This window comes from Brevundimonas sp. (assembly GCF_041919755.1).
Taxonomy (GTDB): domain Bacteria; phylum Pseudomonadota; class Alphaproteobacteria; order Caulobacterales; family Caulobacteraceae; genus Brevundimonas.
In genome coordinates this window covers 29,527-45,233 of record NZ_JAYRTD010000012.1, presented here as the reverse complement: position 1 = coordinate 45,233, position 15,707 = coordinate 29,527, and the positions used below count along the sequence as shown (strand labels likewise).

Annotated in this window: 16 protein-coding genes; 4 read left to right on the top strand and 12 right to left on the bottom strand. The window is 66.1% G+C overall.

Annotation, left to right across the window (positions count from 1 at the left end; translation table 11 throughout):
• The 4 genes from cobT to ald all read right to left on the bottom strand — a co-directional run bounded on the left by cobT (position 1) and on the right by ald (position 5,559).
• The gene (cobT, locus tag ACE3TH_RS13080) at positions 1 to 1,875 is read right to left on the bottom strand and encodes a cobaltochelatase subunit CobT (protein ID WP_374600310.1); all 1,875 of its coding nucleotides are present in this window, start codon (positions 1,873 to 1,875) and stop codon (positions 1 to 3) included.
• A gap of 103 nt (positions 1,876 to 1,978) precedes the next feature.
• Complete coding sequence (gene proB, locus ACE3TH_RS13075; RefSeq protein ID WP_374600308.1) at positions 1,979 to 3,103, bottom strand: glutamate 5-kinase; 1,125 nt, start codon at positions 3,101 to 3,103, stop codon at positions 1,979 to 1,981.
• Positions 3,103 to 4,161: a GTPase ObgE gene (gene obgE, locus ACE3TH_RS13070; RefSeq protein ID WP_374600306.1), complete on the bottom strand. Its 1,059-nt coding sequence runs from the start codon at positions 4,159 to 4,161 to the stop codon at positions 3,103 to 3,105. Before obgE ends, proB begins: the two co-directional genes overlap by 1 nt.
• A gap of 279 nt (positions 4,162 to 4,440) precedes the next feature.
• Positions 4,441 to 5,559 carry an alanine dehydrogenase gene (gene ald / locus ACE3TH_RS13065; RefSeq protein WP_374600304.1) on the bottom strand — a complete coding sequence of 373 codons (1,119 nt, stop codon included), beginning with the start codon at positions 5,557 to 5,559 and terminating at the stop codon, positions 4,441 to 4,443.
• Between the two features lie 146 nt (positions 5,560 to 5,705).
• On the opposite strand from ald, the gene ACE3TH_RS13060 reads away from it, so the two are divergent.
• The gene (locus ACE3TH_RS13060) at positions 5,706 to 6,173 is read left to right on the top strand and encodes an Lrp/AsnC family transcriptional regulator (RefSeq protein ID WP_374600393.1); all 468 of its coding nucleotides are present in this window, start codon (positions 5,706 to 5,708) and stop codon (positions 6,171 to 6,173) included.
• Here the strand turns inward: ACE3TH_RS13060 and ACE3TH_RS13055 are convergent.
• The 7 genes from ACE3TH_RS13055 to ACE3TH_RS13025 all read right to left on the bottom strand — a co-directional run bounded on the left by ACE3TH_RS13055 (position 6,148) and on the right by ACE3TH_RS13025 (position 12,502).
• Positions 6,148 to 6,375, bottom strand: coding sequence for a hypothetical protein (locus ACE3TH_RS13055; RefSeq protein ID WP_374600302.1), 228 nt, complete (start codon positions 6,373 to 6,375; stop codon positions 6,148 to 6,150). The genes ACE3TH_RS13060 and ACE3TH_RS13055 overlap by 26 nt on opposite strands.
• A gap of 11 nt (positions 6,376 to 6,386) precedes the next feature.
• Positions 6,387 to 7,841: an NAD-dependent succinate-semialdehyde dehydrogenase gene (locus ACE3TH_RS13050; protein WP_374600300.1), complete on the bottom strand. Its 1,455-nt coding sequence runs from the start codon at positions 7,839 to 7,841 to the stop codon at positions 6,387 to 6,389.
• 59 nt (positions 7,842 to 7,900) lie between these two features.
• The gene (locus tag ACE3TH_RS13045; protein ID WP_374600298.1) at positions 7,901 to 9,577 is read right to left on the bottom strand and encodes an MFS transporter; all 1,677 of its coding nucleotides are present in this window, start codon (positions 9,575 to 9,577) and stop codon (positions 7,901 to 7,903) included.
• A 177-nt stretch (positions 9,578 to 9,754) separates the two neighbouring features.
• Entirely contained in the window at positions 9,755 to 9,892 is a 138-nt protein-coding gene (locus ACE3TH_RS13040; protein WP_292172788.1) for an entericidin EcnA/B family protein, read from the bottom strand.
• Between the two features lie 36 nt (positions 9,893 to 9,928).
• Positions 9,929 to 11,701, bottom strand: a complete 1,773-nt coding sequence (locus ACE3TH_RS13035; RefSeq protein WP_374600296.1) for a sensor histidine kinase — start codon at positions 11,699 to 11,701, stop codon at positions 9,929 to 9,931.
• A 1-nt stretch (position 11,702) separates the two neighbouring features.
• On the bottom strand, positions 11,703 to 12,314 hold the full coding sequence (locus ACE3TH_RS13030) for a sigma-70 family RNA polymerase sigma factor (RefSeq protein WP_374600294.1): 612 nt from the start codon (positions 12,312 to 12,314) through the stop codon (positions 11,703 to 11,705).
• Positions 12,311 to 12,502, bottom strand: a complete 192-nt coding sequence (locus tag ACE3TH_RS13025) for a NepR family anti-sigma factor (RefSeq protein ID WP_374600292.1) — start codon at positions 12,500 to 12,502, stop codon at positions 12,311 to 12,313. Before ACE3TH_RS13025 ends, ACE3TH_RS13030 begins: the two co-directional genes overlap by 4 nt.
• 189 nt (positions 12,503 to 12,691) lie before the next feature.
• Between ACE3TH_RS13025 and ACE3TH_RS13020 the strand changes: the two genes are divergently transcribed.
• Complete coding sequence (locus ACE3TH_RS13020) at positions 12,692 to 13,483, top strand: response regulator (RefSeq protein ID WP_374600290.1); 792 nt, start codon at positions 12,692 to 12,694, stop codon at positions 13,481 to 13,483.
• 72 nt (positions 13,484 to 13,555) lie between these two features.
• Here ACE3TH_RS13020 and ACE3TH_RS13015 read toward each other — a convergent pair whose 3' ends face one another.
• Positions 13,556 to 13,915 carry a hypothetical protein gene (locus ACE3TH_RS13015; RefSeq protein WP_374600288.1) on the bottom strand — a complete coding sequence of 120 codons (360 nt, stop codon included), beginning with the start codon at positions 13,913 to 13,915 and terminating at the stop codon, positions 13,556 to 13,558.
• 343 nt (positions 13,916 to 14,258) lie between these two features.
• Between ACE3TH_RS13015 and ACE3TH_RS13010 the strand changes: the two genes are divergently transcribed.
• The gene (locus ACE3TH_RS13010; protein WP_374600286.1) at positions 14,259 to 15,281 is read left to right on the top strand and encodes an NADP-dependent oxidoreductase; all 1,023 of its coding nucleotides are present in this window, start codon (positions 14,259 to 14,261) and stop codon (positions 15,279 to 15,281) included.
• Between the two features lie 10 nt (positions 15,282 to 15,291).
• Positions 15,292 to 15,699: an acyl dehydratase gene (locus ACE3TH_RS13005; protein WP_292172774.1), complete on the top strand. Its 408-nt coding sequence runs from the start codon at positions 15,292 to 15,294 to the stop codon at positions 15,697 to 15,699.
• Positions 15,700 to 15,707 lie beyond the last annotated feature (8 nt).

Sequence of the window (15,707 nt, the reverse complement as noted above, 5' to 3'; positions counted from 1 at the left end):
TCAGGCCGCTCTACGCCGCCGCGCCGGGACGACCCGGTCATCCGCCTCGAACAGTTCGGCCAGCTTCTCGACCATGACGCCGCCCAGCTGCTCGACATCCACGATTGTGACGGCGCGGCGGTACCATCGGGTCACGTCATGGCCGATGCCGATGGCGATCAGCTCGACCGGCGACTGGGTCTCGATCCGCTCGATGACCTGGCGCAGGTGCTTGTCCAGATACAGGGCCGCATTGGCCGACTGGGTCGAGTCGTCGACCGGCGAGCCGTCGGAAATGACCATCAGAATCTGGCGGCTTTCGGGGCGGGCCTTCAGCCGGTCGTGCGCCCAGGTCAGGGCCTCGCCGTCGATGTTCTCCTTCAGCAGGCCTTCGCGCATCATCAGGCCGAGGTTCTTCTTGGCCCGCCGCCAGGGCGCGTCCGCCGCCTTGTAGATGATGTGGCGCAGGTCGTTCAGTCGCCCCGGACTGGCCGGCTTGCCCGCCGTGATCCAGGCCTCGCGCGCCTGGCCGCCCTTCCAGGCGCGGGTGGTAAAGCCCAGGATCTCGACCTTGACGCCGCACCGCTCCAGCGTGCGTGCCAGGATGTCGGCACAGACCGCCGCCACCATGATCGGTCGCCCGCGCATGGAGCCGGAATTGTCCAGCAGCAGGGTCACCACGGTGTCGCGGAACGGGCTTTCGCTCTCGGCCTTGAACGACAGCGGGCTGGTCGGATCGGTGATGACGCGGGTCAGGCGGGCGGTGTCCAGCACACCCTCTTCCAGGTCGAAATGCCAGCTGCGGTTCTGTTGGGCCATCAGACGGCGCTGCAGCTTGTTGGCCAGGCGCGACACCACGCTGGACAGGGCGGTCAGCTGCTGGTCCAGCAGGGACCTCAGCCGCTCCAACTCCATCGGATCGCACAGCTCGGCGGCGTCCACCACCTCGTCGAAGGCGGTGGTGAAGACCCGATAGGCATCGATGGCGCGACCGTCGTCCTGGTTTTGCTGAAGGTTGGGCAGGGCCCCCTCGTTCATCTCCGGACCGTCGTCGGAGGCCTCGCCGTCGGGATCGGCGGGCCTGCCGTCGGGGCGGCTGTCGCGCTCGTCGCTGGCCTCCTGATCGTCGGCCGTGCCTTCCATCGACTGGTCGCCAGCCCCGGATTCGTCCTCTTCGTCCTGGGTTTGATCCTCGGACGGATCGGGCTCCTGCGGATCGGGTTCGTCCTCGCCGTCATTGTCCGAGCGGTCGTCGCCGCGCCCGTCGCCGGGGTCCATGTCGAGTGCGCGCAGCACGTCCTTCAGCCGATCGGCAAAGGCGGTCTGGTCGTCGGCCACCTCGGCCAGGGCGTCCAGCTTGCGCCCGGCCTTCGCCTCCAGATCCGACCGGACCAGATCGAGCAGGGTGCCCGCTCCGTCCGGCGCGCGCTGGCCTGTCAGGCGCTCGCGAACCAGTAGGGCCACGGCCTCGGCGACCGGCACCCGCTCGGCCTCATTGACACGCAGGGCGCCGGTTTTCTCTAGCCGGGTCAGCAGGGCCGCATTCAGATTGGCGCGGACGCCGGCCAGCGACTTCGAACCCACGGCCTCGACCCGGGCCTGTTCGACGGCCTCGAAGACATCGGCGGCAAGGGTATCGACGGGACGCAGCCGGGCATTCAGCGCCTCGTCGTGATTGGCCAGTCGCAGCGCCAGTCGGTCCGCCTGACCCCGCAGGGTGGCGCTGTCGCCCGCCGACGGATCGCGCGGCGGGTGCGGCAGGGTCAGGACACCGTTCGACAGCCGCGGCCCGTCCGACCCAAACGCCACTTCCAGCTCCGACTGCTCGGCCAAAGCCCTCGCCGTATGGGCCAGCGAGCGCTTGAAGATGTCGGCAGGGGTTTCGGCGGAGGCCATGCGGTCGATTAGCCTGTCGGAACGGCCGTGAGAAGGCAGCAACAGATGGCGCTCGTAGCGTAGTCTAGCGCCGGATCAAACCATTACCCACACCAAGCGGCTCCTAGCGCAGGGTCAGGTCGTCCGCATGAATGACGACCGGGCCGCCCTCATAGCCCAGCGCCGCCTTCAGCCCCGCCGAGGCCACGCCCACGATCCGGGCCGCATCGGCGGCGTCGTAGCGGATGAGCCCGCGCGCCACTGGCTGACCATCGGCGGTCACGACCTGCACCGCGTCGCCCTTGCCGAAGTCGCCCTCGATCGAGACCAGCCCGACCGCCAACAGGGACTTGCCTGCCGCAAGGGCGTGGGCACAGCCCGCATCCACGACCAGCGTCCCGCGTGTGGCCAGCGAGCCGCCGATCCACTGTTTCCATGCCGCCTTTGCGGTGGTGGAGGCGGCAATCAGGGTGCTGCGTCCCCCGCCTGCCAGTCCCTGTCGTCCATCCGCAATCAGGGTGGCGCAGCCCGCGTCGGCGGCGATGCGCGCAGCCATCAGCTTGGTCGCCATGCCGCCGGTGCCGACGGCCGCCTCAGCATTGGCCCCGGTCGCCATGGCCTCGATCTCGGGCGTCAGCGCCTCGACGAAGAGGATGTGGCGTGCAGAGGGATCGCGGCGCGGATCGGCGGTGTAGAGGCCATCGACATCGGACAGCAGGATCAGCAGATCCGCCCCGATCATCTGGGCCACCCGCGCCGCCAGCCGGTCGTTATCGCCATAGCGGATTTCGTCGGTGGCGACGGTGTCGTTCTCGTTGACCACCGGCACGACACCGAGGTCCAGCAGGGTTGCCACCGTGGCCCGCGCGTTCAGCCAGCGGCGGCGCGTCTCGGTGTCGTCCAGCGTCAGCAGTATCTGGGCGGTCACCCGGTCGTGCGGCGCGAAGGCCTCGCCCCAGGCCCGCATCAGCAGGGACTGGCCCACGGCGGCGGCGGCCTGTTTGCGCTCCAGCCCCTGGGCCGAGGTCGTCGTGCCCAGCCGGCGCGCGCCCAGGGCGACGGCACCGGACGACACCACCAGCACCTGCTTGCCCCCGGCCAGCCAGCCCGAAATCGTCGCCGTCAGTGCCGCCAGCCGGGCGTGATCGACCGCGCCCGTGTTGCCATCGACCAGCAGCGACGAGCCGATCTTGACGACGATGCGACGTGCGCCGGCCACGGCCTGGGCCGACCGGTCGGGCCCATCCATCAGGGCTGCCAGCCGCCGGGGGTGTCGGCGACCGTTTCCTCGTCATCGACCATGACGATGTCGCCGCGCGTCTTGCGCACCTCGTTCCAGGCAGCCCGCAGCAGGTCGGTGACCCCCTCGCCCGATACGCCGGAGACCAGCATGGGACGGCGACCGGCCACGGCCTCCAGCGCCGCTGACTTCTCCTCGCGCGCTTCGGGCGTCAGGGCGTCGATCTTGTTCAGAGCCAGGATTTCGGTCTTGTCGGCCAGGCCCGCGCCATAGGCATCCAGTTCGTGGCGGATGATGCGGTAGGCCTCGGCTACATCCTCCTGCGTTCCGTCGATCAGGTGGATCAGGCTGGCCGAGCGTTCGACGTGGCCCAGGAACCGCGTGCCCAGACCGGCCCCTTCATTGGCCCCCTCGATCAGGCCGGGAATGTCGGCGATGACGAACCGCTCGGTGGGCGACAGGTCCACCATGCCCAGGTTCGGCACCAGGGTGGTGAAGGGATAGTCCGCGATCTTGGGCTTGGCCGCGCTGGCCGCCGCCAGAAAGGTCGACTTGCCCGCATTGGGCAGGCCGGCCAGGCCGACATCGGCGATCAGTTTCAGCCGCAGCCAGATCCAGCGTTCCTGGCCTTCCTGACCCGGGTTGGCGTACTTCGGGGCCTGGTTCTGCGGACCCTTGAAGCGGACATTGCCCCAGCCGCCGTTGCCGCCCTTCAGCAGCATCTCGGTCTTGCCGGCGACGTCCATGTCCAGCAGCACCGTCTCCTTGTCGTCGTCCAGCACCTGGGTGCCGACCGGGACCTTCAGGATGACGTCCTCGCCCTTGGCCCCGTGCATCTGGCGGCCCATGCCGTGGGTGCCGGTCGCGGCCTTGAAATGCTGCTGATAGCGAAAGTCGATCAGGGTGTTCAGCCCCTCGGCCGCCGTGATCCAGACATTGCCGCCATTGCCGCCGTCACCCCCGTCCGGCCCGCCGTTCGGGATGAACTTCTCCCGCCGAAACGAGACGGCCCCCGCCCCGCCATTGCCGGAGCGGATATAGATCTTGGCCTGGTCGAGAAACTTCATCGGGCATTCTTTTGGGCGCTAACGCGCGCGACGCGGTCGCACGCTGCTTGAGCGCGGTCGTCGCGCTCGGCTTGAGCGTGGCTTATGCCTCAAGAGAGCGGCGATTTACAGGCCGCACCCACCTTCTCCCTCCCTCCACGAGGGAGGGATGTCGGCGCGAAGCGACGACAGGGTGGGAGGGGCTCGGCGACACAAGCACCTTAGATGCGTTGCCTTAGCTCTCCCCACCCGGTCGCTGACGCGACCACCCTCCCCCGAGGGGGAGGGAAATCAGTGAGCTTACGCCTTGGCCCAAACCCCGTACGGATCGCTCCAGCCCATGCCCAAGGCCTCGGCCACGGCGGGATAGGTCAGTTCGCCCTTCAGCACGTTCAGGCCGCGCGCCAGGTGCGGATTGTCCTTCAGCGCGTCCAGACCCTTGTTTGCAAGCGCCAGGCCGAACGGCAGGGTGGCGTTGTTCAGGGCCTCTGACGAGGTGCGCGGGGCGGCACCGGGCATGTTGGCCACGCAATAGTGGACGACGTTGTCGATGACATAGGTCGGGTCTTCGTGGGTCGTGGCCCTGGACGTCTCGAAACAGCCGCCCTGGTCGATGGCGACGTCGACCAGCACGCTGCCGGGCTTCATCTGTTTCAGGTGTTCGCGCTTGATCAGCTTCGGAGCCTCGGCACCCGGGACCAGAACCGCGCCGATGATGACGTCGGCCTTGACCATTTCTTCTTCCACCGCGCCGATGGAGGAGTAGCGGGTAATGACCCGGCCATTGGTCACTTCGTCGATATAGGCCATGCGCGGGATAGAGCGTTCCAGCACCACCACCTCGGCACCCAAGCCCATGGCCATCCGCGCCGCGTTCAGGCCGACGACGCCGCCGCCCAGCACCAGCACCCGCGCCGGGGCCACGCCCGGAACGCCGCAGAACAGCAGGCCCATGCCGCCGTTGTGCTTCAGCAGGGTCTCGGCGGCCGAGAAGACGGCGATCCGGCCGGCCACTTCGGACATGGGGGCCAGCAGCGGCAGGCCGCCCTTGGCGTCGGTCACCGTCTCATAAGCCACGGCGGCGCATCCGGACGCCATCAGCCCCTTGGTCTGTTCGGGATCGGGGGCCAGGTGCAGATAGGTGAACAGGATCTGGTCCTCGCGGAGCATTTCCCACTCGACCTTCTGGGGTTCCTTGACCTTCACGATCATGTCGTTGTTGGCAAAGATCGTCTGCGCATCGGCGACGATGGCGGCCCCGGCCTTCTTGTAGTCCTCGTCGGTGAAGCCCGCGCCCAGGCCGGCGCCCGTCTCGATCGAGACGGTGTGGCCGTGAGAGACGTATTCGCGCACCGCCGTCGGCGTCAGGCCGATACGGTGTTCGTTCTTCTTGATTTCCTTGGGGACACCGACGCGCATGGGACGTTTCCTGTGTTGAGGCGTCGGTAGGGCCGACCGCGTTTCGCCCGCAATCTAGCGAGGGAGCAGGCGCAGGTTCCTGTTCTTTTCAGCGACTGATCGGCGTAAAGTCGCAGAAACTGCGAGTGAGAAGCGCCTTGAAGACGATTTCTGCCGTCACCCTGGATGATACCGACCGCAAGATGATCCGCGCCCTGCAGTCGGACGGGCGAATGACCAACAGCGACCTGTCGCGGGCCGTGAACCTGTCCGAAAGCGCCTGCCTGCGACGTCTGCGCGCGCTGGAGGCCGAGGGCGTCATCAGCCGCTATGCCGCCATCATCAATGAGCGCGCCGTGGGCCTGCCGATCAGCGTTTTCGTGACCGTGACCCTGTCATCCCAGGCCGAGACCGCCCTGACCGCCTTCGAGACCGCCATCGCCACCGTGCCTCAGGTGGTGGAATGCTATCTGATGACGGGCGGCTCGGACTATCTGCTGCGGCTGGTGGTGCGCGACGTCGACGACCTGGAGCGGGTGCACTCGCGCGAGCTGACCCGCATCCCTGGCGTGACGCGGGTCTCGTCCAGCGTGGCGATGCGCACCGTGGTCAAACGCGGGGCCTTACCTGTCTGACGAAGCGCTGGCCGGCCCTACGCGCAACCTGAACCAAAGCTGGAATGAGCCAGATCAGGCCAATCACCAGCAGCAGGTCGCTGGTCATTTTGATCAGGCCGTAGAGCGTCACCGTCTCGACCGACCGCACCGTCGCCTCTGCGACGAGGGCTGTGAAACCCGAGGCTATAAGAACGGCCACGGGCCAGACGAGCGGTTTCATGTGCGTTCGCTTCACTTCAAGGCCAGGGTCAGGGCCTTGATGTCGGTGTATTCGTCGATGCCATGGGTCGAGCCCTCGCGGCCGTAGCCGGAGGATTTCACACCGCCGAAGGGGGCGACGGCGGTGGACATCAGGCCGGTGTTGATGCCACACATGCCCGCCTCGATCCGGCGACCGATGCGCAAGGCGCGGTCCAGATCGCGGGTGAACAGATAGGAGGCCAGGCCGAACTCGCTATCGTTCGCCTTGGCCAGAACCTCGTCCTCGCTATCGAACGGGAAGACAGGGATGAGAGGTCCGAAGGTCTCTTCCTCGCGGAAAAGCTTGTCGTCTCCGCCCAGGGTCACCGTCGGCTGGAAGAAGCGCCCACCCAGGGCATGGCGTTCGCCGCCGGTCAGGACCCTACCCCCCGAGGCCTGAACCTTCTTCAGATGATCCTCGACCTTGGCGATGGCCTTGTCCTCGATCAGGGGGCCAACCTTGACCCCGTCCTCGAAGGCCGGACCGACCGCGATCTTGGCCACGGCCTCGGCCAGCTTGTTCGCATAGGTCTCGGCGACCGAGGCCTCGACATAGACCCGGTTGGGACAAACGCAGGTCTGGCCGGAGTTGCGGAACTTGCCCTTTATGGTTTCGGTCACGGCCAGATCGATGTCGGCGTCGACGAAGACGATCAGGGGCGCGGCCCCACCCAGCTCCATCGACACCCGTTTCAGTGTCGGCGCGCACTGCTCGGCGAGTCTGCGCCCGACGGGCGTGGAGCCGGTGAAACTGAGCTTGCGGATCAGGGGCGAGGCGGTCAGGACCCCGCCGATGGTCGCCGCATCGCCGGTGACGACGCTGAGGGCGCCTTTAGGCAGCCCCGCCTGATAGGCCAGTTCGGCCAGGGCGATGGCGGTGAAGGGGGTCTGGCTGGCCGGCTTGACCACGGCGGTACAGCCGGCCGCAAACGCCGGCCCCAGCTTGCGTGTCAGCATGGCGGCGGGGAAGTTCCACGGCGTGATCAGAGCGCACGGACCGACCGCCTCGCGGAAGGTGAGGATGACGTGGCCCAACGGGCTGTCCTGGGTCTCGCCCAGCAGGCGTTCGGCCTCGCCTGCGAACCATTTGATGAAGCCGTTAGCATAGGCGACCTCGCCCTTGGCCTCCTCGAACGGCTTGCCGTTTTCGAGCGCCATCAAGGCTCCGAGCCCTTCCGTATTCTCGTCGATCAGCCGCGCCCACTCACGCAGGAAGGCTGCGCGCTTGTGCGGATCGGAGCGGGACCAGTCGGCGAAGGCGTCGTGCGCCGCGTCGATGGCCTGTTCGGTCTCTGTGACGCCAAGGTCCGGGATGTGACCGATGATTTCGCCTGTCGCGGGATCATCAACGGAGATGCCCTTACCGTTCGCCGCAATCGCCCTTCCCGCGATCAGGGCATGCTGGCGCAGCAGCTTCAGTCCGGCGTCACGGGCGGCGGTGTTCATGTCTGATCCTTCGAGCTGGTGCATCATGAGGTGAGTATGATGCCAGCCGCTTTCAACGCTCACTCGCCGATGGTGTTCAGATCCCGTCCGCGTGTCTCCGGCAGGAACAGCAGGGCGACGACGGCGGCCACTGCCGTGAAGCCTACCGAATACCAAAGGCCAAAGTAGATATTCCCCGACCAGGCCACGAGCGCAAAGCTGGCGGCGGGCAGCAGCCCTCCGACCCAGCCGGTGCCGACGTTGTAAGGCAGGCTCATCGCCGTATAGCGGACCCGTGTCGGGAACAGCTCGACCAGGGCGGCCGCCTGCGGCCCATAGACGGCGGTGGCGGCGATCATGAAGATCATCAGGATGCCAAAGACAGCCAGCAGGTTGACGCGGGCAGGGTCTGCCTGCGTCGGATAGCCGGCCTGCGACAAGGCGGCCTTGACCCGCGTCTCGACATCGGTCCGCGCGGCCTTCAGCGCCGCAGTATCCAGACCCGTTCCCTCGACCGAGGCGACCTCGACCGAGCCGACGCGTACGACCGCAGGCGTTCCGGTGGGAGCGGCGACATTGTCGTAGCTGACGCCTGCATTCGATAGGACGTTCTTGGCCAGGTCGCAGGAGGAAGCGAAAGCGGCCTTGCCGACGGGGTCGAACTGGACAGCGCAGGTGGCGGGGTCGGCCACGACCGTCACGGGGGATGTCGCCTGGGCTTCGGCCAGGGCCGGGTTGGCGGCGCGGGTCAGGGCGTGGAAGCCGGGGAAGACCGCGATCAGGAACAGCACCATGCCGCCGACCATGACCGGCTTTCGCCCCACGCGATCCGACAGCCAGCCGAAGAAGACATACAGCACCGCCGAGGCCACGGTGATGGCCAGGATCAGCCCATCGACGGTCGAGACCTCGATCTTCAGCACCCTCTCCATGAAGAAGCGGGTGTAGAAATAGCCCGCGTACCAGACGGCACCTTGCGCAAACATGATGCCGACCAGGGCGATCAGCACGAACTTGCCGACCTTCCAGGTGGCGAAACTCTCCTTAAAGGGAGCCTGACGTTCGGTGCTTTCAGCCACCATGCGCTTGAAGGCCGGACTTTCGTGCAGCTTGAGCCGGATCCACAGCGACACGACCAGCAGGAAGAAGGACAGCAGGAACGGGATACGCCAGCCCCATTCATCGAACGCCTCGGCCCCCATAATGGCGCGGGTGATCAGGATGACGCTCAGCGCCATGATCAGGCCGATCGCGGCCGTCGTCTGGATCCAGCCGGTCAGGAACCCGCGCTTTTTTGCTGGCGCATGTTCGGCCACATAGATGGCGGCCCCGCCGTATTCTCCGCCCAGGGCAAACCCCTGTGCAATTCTGAGCAGGATCAAAAGGATCGGTGCCGCGATGCCGATCTGGCCAAAGTCAGGCAGAAGACCGATCGCGACGGTGGCGACGCCCATCATGGTGATGGTGACCAGGAAAGTGGTCTTGCGCCCCGTCTTGTCGCCGAACCAGCCGAACACCAGGGCCCCGAGCGGCCGCACGACGAAGCCGACGCCGAAGGTCAGCAGGGCCAGAATGTAGGACGTCGCCTCGCCCACATCGGCGTAGAAATGCCTGGCGATGATGGTCGTCAGCGAGCCGAAGATGAAGAAGTCGTACCACTCGAATGCGGTCCCGGCGGCGGAGGCCCCCACGACGGTGCGCAGGCCCGGCCCCGCATCATCGGAGTGATCTGTGTCGGCTGTCGCTCTATTGGCCATGAAACGCCTCCCCGCGCCTGAACCTGCGGGTCGTCTTAGCGGCCCTTAGCCCATGCTTAGCGCTGGAAATCGCGAGCGGAAATAGCAAAGGCCCGCCGGTGGGGGGACCGGCGGGCCTTCTTCAACCGAGCCGCGCGTCGGGGGGAAACGCGGTCGGGAACTCGTACGTCTTGAAGCCTAGTTTTTGGCTTCTTCAGCGGCGCTGGTCACGGCGTTGCCGGCGGCAGCTGCGTCCTGGCCGACACCCGACACGGTGTTGCAGGCGGCGGTGGTCAGGGCGGCTGCGGCGGCGACCAGGATGAAAATCTTGCGCATGTTAGGCTCCTCAGAACAGAAAAAGCTGTCTTGGGGCTATGAATGCCGTTGCGCGGCAGAGGTTCCCAGATCCGAAGGATCAATCGGAGTGACAGCTTCCGGCGTCGCAAATGTCATCCGAGCCAAGGTGCCGCCAGATGGCGAGGGTACCATTTCGGCCGTGCCGCGCAGCTGTTTGGCGAAGGCTCCCATAAGGGTGCGCCCGACACCGGCGCGTTCGGTCTCGCTGACGCCCGGCCCATCGTCCTCTACCTCCAGAATGCTGGTGTCGCCATCGACCTTGAAGCGGACTTTCAGGTCTCCGCCACGACCGGCGAAGGCGTGTTTCTGGGCATTGCTGACTGCTTCCACCAACCACAGTGCCAAAGGAGCCAGTTTGTCAGGATCAACGACAAGCGAGTCTGCCTCGACCGAAGACGTCACGACCGGCCCACGTCCAGCCTCACCCGCCACGAGCTGGCCGACGAGATCGGTCAGGAACACCCGCGCATCCGCATAGCGAAGGTCGTCGCTTTGATAGAGGGTACGGTAGATCAGGGCGAGAGCTGCGATCCGCTGACGCGTTTCGCCGACGGCCGCCTTGGCGGGTGCGTCAGTAAGTGCCCGCTGCTGCATCGAAAGCAGGGACGAGATGATCTGCAGATTGTTTTTCACCCGGTGGTGGATCTCGCGCATCAGCGCGTCTTTTTCCTCCAGCGAAGCGGTGAGGCTCTTGTTGCGGGCCGAGATGGTGTCGGCCAGATCATTCAGTGTGCTGGCCAGATTGCGGATCTCGGCGGGAGCATGCACAGCCTGGGTCGGCCGCACGCTGAACTTGCCCTTGGCATACAGGGCCGCGACCCGCTCCAAATAGACCAGCCAGCGCACCACGATCCGCTCGCTGACCCAGGTCACGCACATCAGGGCCAGAAGCCAGGCCAGCACGGGCGCAAAGAAGGCCCCCAGCGGATTGAGCCGGGCCCACGACAGCAGGTCGGGAGCCGGTGCAGACAGGAGTGCGTAGACGTTGCCTTCGGCGACGGCGGTTCCGGCATAGACACGGGGTCGTCCTCGCGCGTCTCGGCCTTCGAAGATGGTCGATCCGCGAGCCTGTTTGTGATCGACCCAGCCGTCGAGCTCAGAGCCGTTACGCAGCAGGAAGGCGTCGCGCTCTGTGACCGTCAGAAGCCGACCTGCGGCGTCGGTCAGGGCCGCCTGTGACCCCTCGGGCAAGGCTGGGTCGTTGATGTCGGGCTGGAGCCGCGACAAAGGCACTGTCGCAAGCATCACGCCGTTGAACGCCCCCATCGGTCGTTCGAGGCGGATCGCGACGATGAGGCTGGGTGGCGCGCCGGGGGAATCGGGGGCACGAGCGAGAACCGTTTCCTCACCTGCTCGCAGGCGCTGGAACCATGCGCTGCGGGTGGCCTGTGACAACCACACGGGCGGTGCGTCCGTGAGATTGTCCGACGCACAGGTCGTCTGGCCCGTCACGCTCAGCCGCGCCAGACCGTCGATGTCGTCTAGGCGTTGGACCAGAGAGGTGAGTCGCGGCCGGCAAAAAAGCTCCAGCGCTTCGGGCCGCAGGGCCTGAAGCAGGACGCTGGTGCTATCCAATCTTGACTTCGCGGCGGCCGATGTCCGCTCGACAGCCAGCTGCAGGTCGGCACGCTGGTCCATATCTTGGGCTTCGAAGGCGCGATTGGCCTGGAAAGCTCCGAGGATCAGGATAGGCAGAAGCGCCACTGCCATCGCCAGGCCCAGGCGAAAGCGAATTCCGTGCAGGCGCGAACCGCGCCGCCGTCCGAACGCCTTGACCAGCCGTGCCACCTTATCGATCCGGAGTGCCGCTCAAGCGATCGGCGGCCGCCAGGATGGAGCGCATGGCATCGCCAGCCGCGCGGCCATCCCGTCCGTAGGCTCCGGCTTCCAGTGTGGCCAGCAGGGCCTTACGGGCGCGCGAAACCCGGCTCTTCACCGTGCCGACGGCGCACTGACAGATTTCGGCAGCTTCCTCATAGGCAAAGCCACCGGCACCGACCAGGATCAGGGCCTCGCGCTGTTCCTCGGGCAGGGTGTTCAGGGCCTGACGGAGTTCGTCAAGCGCGAGCGGCGATTCCGGGTCGTCGACGGCAACGAGGGTGCGCTCGGCCGCTTCCTGATCGAGTTGCGACTGACGCCATGAGCGACGCTTTTCGGAATAGAACTGGTTGCGCAGGATCATGAAGGTCCAGGCCTTCATGTTCGTACCCAGCTGATAGCTGGCCCGGGCGTCCCACGCCTTCATCATGGCATCCTGGGCCAGGTCGTCGGCCGCCGTCGGATCGCCCGTCAGGGTGCGCGCGAAGGCCCGCAGATGCGGGATCAGCGTCACCAGTTCGCGTTTGAAGGCACCATCGTCAGCGGAATCGGGCTTGGGCGGCGCAGAGGTATGGGTGCTCACGCCTTGTCACTCCCGCGCTCGTCGGCGCGGCGCAGGATGTCCAGAAACTCGTCCGGCACCGGCTCGTTCACCACATTGTCGAAGAGGTGGCGGAGTTTGACGCCGATGGCTTGCTGGCGCAGACGGGCTTCTTCCAATCCGGGTCCTTTCGCGGCGGGTTGACCCGCGGGTTCTTTGTGATCTGTCATTAAATTATGGTCGCGCCCTGGACTTGTTGTGGGCCGGGAACGCGGCACAGGCGGGCCGGTTCCGGCATGACAAAGGTTTAATGCCCAAGCTTGCCTCGGCTGCCGGGAACCGTAGCGTTTCTGGTACGTTGACGCGGCTTGCAACGGCCTCATTGTCGAAGGCCAATTTCCTGTCGGGGACTACACTATATGAGCCTTCTGGCCCGCCTTGCGCCACACCTGCCCTACGTCCGTCGTTATGCCCGCGCCCTGACCGGCGATCAGACCACCGGCGACAACTACGTCCGCGTCGCCCTGGAAGCCCTTGCGGCCGGAGAGCGCCAGCTGTCCGCCGACATGACCCCGCGTGTGGCCTTGTATCATGTCTTCCACACCATCTGGACGACCACGGGCGCCCAGCTCGAAGATCGCAGCGGGATGGATGAAGGCGACGCCTCGACCCGCCTGATGCGGATTTCCCCGCGCTCGCGTCAGGCCTTTCTGCTGACGGCGTTGGAGGGCTTCACGCCTTCGGAAGCCGCCCAGATCCTGGATGCCGACGCCCATCAGGTGGAGCGCCTGATCGCCGAGGCCCAGTCCGACATCGACGCCGAACTGGCTACCGACGTCCTGATCATCGAGGACGAGGCGATCATCTCCGCCGACATCGAAAGCCTGGTCACAGAACTAGGTCACCGCGTCACCGGCACAGCCACCACGCATGACGAAGCCGTCGATGCGGTCGCCCGCCATCGTCCGGGCCTGGTCCTGGCCGATATCCAGCTGGCCGACGGCTCTTCGGGCATCGATGCGGTCAAGGATATCCTGCGCAAATTCGATGTGCCGGTCATCTTCATTACCGCCTTCCCCGAGCGGCTGCTGACCGGCGAACGTCCGGAGCCGACCTTCCTGATCACCAAGCCCTTCCAGCCGGAGACAGTTAAGGCGGCGATTAGCCAGGCCCTGTTCTTCCACCCTTCGCGCCAGAAGCAGGCCGCCTAAAAAACCCAAGTCAGTCCATGCGAAAAGGCCCGGTCGCCGACCGGGCCTTTTTTATTGCCACGAGCGCCGATCTTACTGGGCGGGTTGCGCAGAAGTCGTCGGCGCATTGACGTTGGGAGCCTCGCCCGTCGGCGTGGCGGTCGGCTGACCCGTGCTGGTGGTCGGCGCGTCGGCGGTGGGAGGCGTCGTGGCGTCGCCTTCAAAGGCCTGAGCATCGACGGCCTGTCCGCCGACGTTTGAATTGGTGCGCGCAAATCCGCCCTGGCTGACAAACCACATTCCCAGAAGCAGAATGGCCACAGCGGCGGTGGAGATCAGCAGAAGGGTCAGGATACGAACGCCGGGGCGGCCACCGCGAACATATTGCGCCTCGACCGGCCGACCTTCATGGACGGCATCGGCGGCCTTGTCGTGTGGGGAGGGGTCGGTCATGTCGCGTTTCCTGCAGCTTGAGCATAATGGTGTCGTCTCAACGCCCGCTGTGACCCGCCGTTCCCTGTCAGCACCCCAGCCTCGTCGCGCGATAGAAAATCGAGTTTCCACGGAACCTGAGTCGATGAAGTCCGTTAGGCTCGTGCGGAGGCGGCGACGCCCCCCGACTTGAGACTGGTGAGAGCCAGTCTGTCGCCTCCGCGCCTCATTCTCGATGATGCCACTTCGCGGCGGTTCCGATGACGGGACCGCCGTTTTTCTGTCACGCCAGTCGGTCTGACTGGACAGGCCCGCCTCGATGGCCACTATGCGCGTCTCGAATGAAAACCTGAAGGAGGTCGCGATGGCTCGCATCAATCGTCAATGGGTCCTGCGCCAGCGCCCCAAGGGCCTGATCCAGCCCGGCGATCTGGAACTGGTCGAGGCCGAAGTCCCGGCGCTTCAGGACGGCGGGGTTCTGGTCCGCACCATCTATCTGTCTCTGGATCCCACCAACCGCACCTGGATGAATGATGCCGAGGGCTATCTGCCCGCCGTGCCGCTGGGCGGGGTCATGCGCGGCCTGACGCTGGGCGTCGTCGAGGAAAGCCGGTCCGAACGGCACAAGATCGGGGACATCGTCTCGACCGCCGCGGGGGGCTGGTCCAACTATGCCGCCATCCCGGACAGTGCCGTATCGCGCGTCCATCGCGCGCCCGGTCTGCCGCTGACCGCCAACATGTCCGTGCTCGGTATGACGGGCATGACGGCCTATTTCGGCGTGACCGATGTGCTGAAGGCCAAGCCGGGCGAAACGCTCGTCATCTCGGCCGCCGCCGGGGCCGTGGGCTCCATCGCGGGACAGGTGGCCAAAGCACGGGGCGCGCGTGTCATCGGCATCGCGGGTGGGGCCGAGAAATGCCGCTGGCTGACCGAGGAACTCGGCTTCGACGCGGCCATAGACTACAAGAACGAAGACGTCGGCGAGGCTTTGGATCGGCTGGCCCCGGACGGCATCGACCTGAACTTCGAAAATGTCGGCGGCGACATCATGATCGCCGTCTTCAACCGGCTGAAGGTGCATGCGCGCATGGCCGTCTGCGGCCTGATCTCGGCCTATAATGCGACGAAGATGCCGCCGTCGCCGAACTTCTCGCGCATCATCACCCACCGCCTGACCGTTCAGGGCTTTCTGGTGATGGACTATGCCCCGCGTGCCCGGGAGATGATCGCGGAGATGGGACCCTGGCTAGCCGACGGCACCATCAAATGGAAGGTCCACGTCGATGACGGGCTGGAAGGCGCGCTCGATTCCCTGAACCGTCTGTTCACCGGCGATCACGACGGCAAGCTGCTGGTTCGTGTGTCCGAAGAACCGGCGGGCTGAGGCCGATCGCATGAGCGAGCCGCTGCACACCCACTTCGAAGACCTCGGCGTCGGCGAGGTCATCCCCCTGGGGGCCTGTACGGTCGATGAGGCGGCGCTGGCGTTGTTCGTTGAGCGGTTCGCACCAGGCTGGGACGCCAGCTATGGCGCGCCGGACGCCATGACCTATGCCCTGTGGAGCCGCTTGTTCGCGGACAAGTCGGGCAGTTGGGCCCAGTCCAAGGTGCTGGCCGTGGACGGGCTTCGCTTCATGCGCAACCCGCCGGCGGGCGAGCTGATGCGCGGCCGTATGACGGTGATGGGCAAGGACCCTGTGGGTGACGACAAGGGCATCGTCATCGCCTCGCACGATCTGCTGGACGAGGCCGGTCGTCTGGTGTTTTCGTGCCTGACGCGGGCGGTCTTCGTCAGGCGCTGAGCCAGAAA

Bases quoted from the DNA above. Each gene is read 5' to 3' on its own strand.
- cobT (WP_374600310.1), bottom strand. From the start codon at position 1,875: ATGGCCTCCGCCGAAACCCCTGCCGACATCTTCAAGCGCTCGCTGGCC.
- proB (WP_374600308.1), bottom strand. From the start codon at position 3,103: ATGGATGGGCCCGACCGGTCGGCCCAGGCCGTGGCCGGCGCACGTCGC.
- obgE (WP_374600306.1), bottom strand. From the start codon at position 4,161: ATGAAGTTTCTCGACCAGGCCAAGATCTATATCCGCTCCGGCAATGGC.
- ald (WP_374600304.1), bottom strand. From the start codon at position 5,559: ATGCGCGTCGGTGTCCCCAAGGAAATCAAGAAGAACGAACACCGTATC.
- ACE3TH_RS13055 (WP_374600302.1), bottom strand. From the start codon at position 6,375: ATGAAACCGCTCGTCTGGCCCGTGGCCGTTCTTATAGCCTCGGGTTTC.
- ACE3TH_RS13050 (WP_374600300.1), bottom strand. From the start codon at position 7,841: ATGAACACCGCCGCCCGTGACGCCGGACTGAAGCTGCTGCGCCAGCAT.
- ACE3TH_RS13045 (WP_374600298.1), bottom strand. From the start codon at position 9,577: ATGGCCAATAGAGCGACAGCCGACACAGATCACTCCGATGATGCGGGG.
- ACE3TH_RS13040 (WP_292172788.1), bottom strand. From the start codon at position 9,892: ATGCGCAAGATTTTCATCCTGGTCGCCGCCGCAGCCGCCCTGACCACC.
- ACE3TH_RS13025 (WP_374600292.1), bottom strand. From the start codon at position 12,502: ATGACAGATCACAAAGAACCCGCGGGTCAACCCGCCGCGAAAGGACCC.
- ACE3TH_RS13020 (WP_374600290.1), top strand. From the start codon at position 12,692: ATGAGCCTTCTGGCCCGCCTTGCGCCACACCTGCCCTACGTCCGTCGT.
- ACE3TH_RS13015 (WP_374600288.1), bottom strand. From the start codon at position 13,915: ATGACCGACCCCTCCCCACACGACAAGGCCGCCGATGCCGTCCATGAA.
- ACE3TH_RS13010 (WP_374600286.1), top strand. From the start codon at position 14,259: ATGGCTCGCATCAATCGTCAATGGGTCCTGCGCCAGCGCCCCAAGGGC.
- ACE3TH_RS13005 (WP_292172774.1), top strand. From the start codon at position 15,292: ATGAGCGAGCCGCTGCACACCCACTTCGAAGACCTCGGCGTCGGCGAG.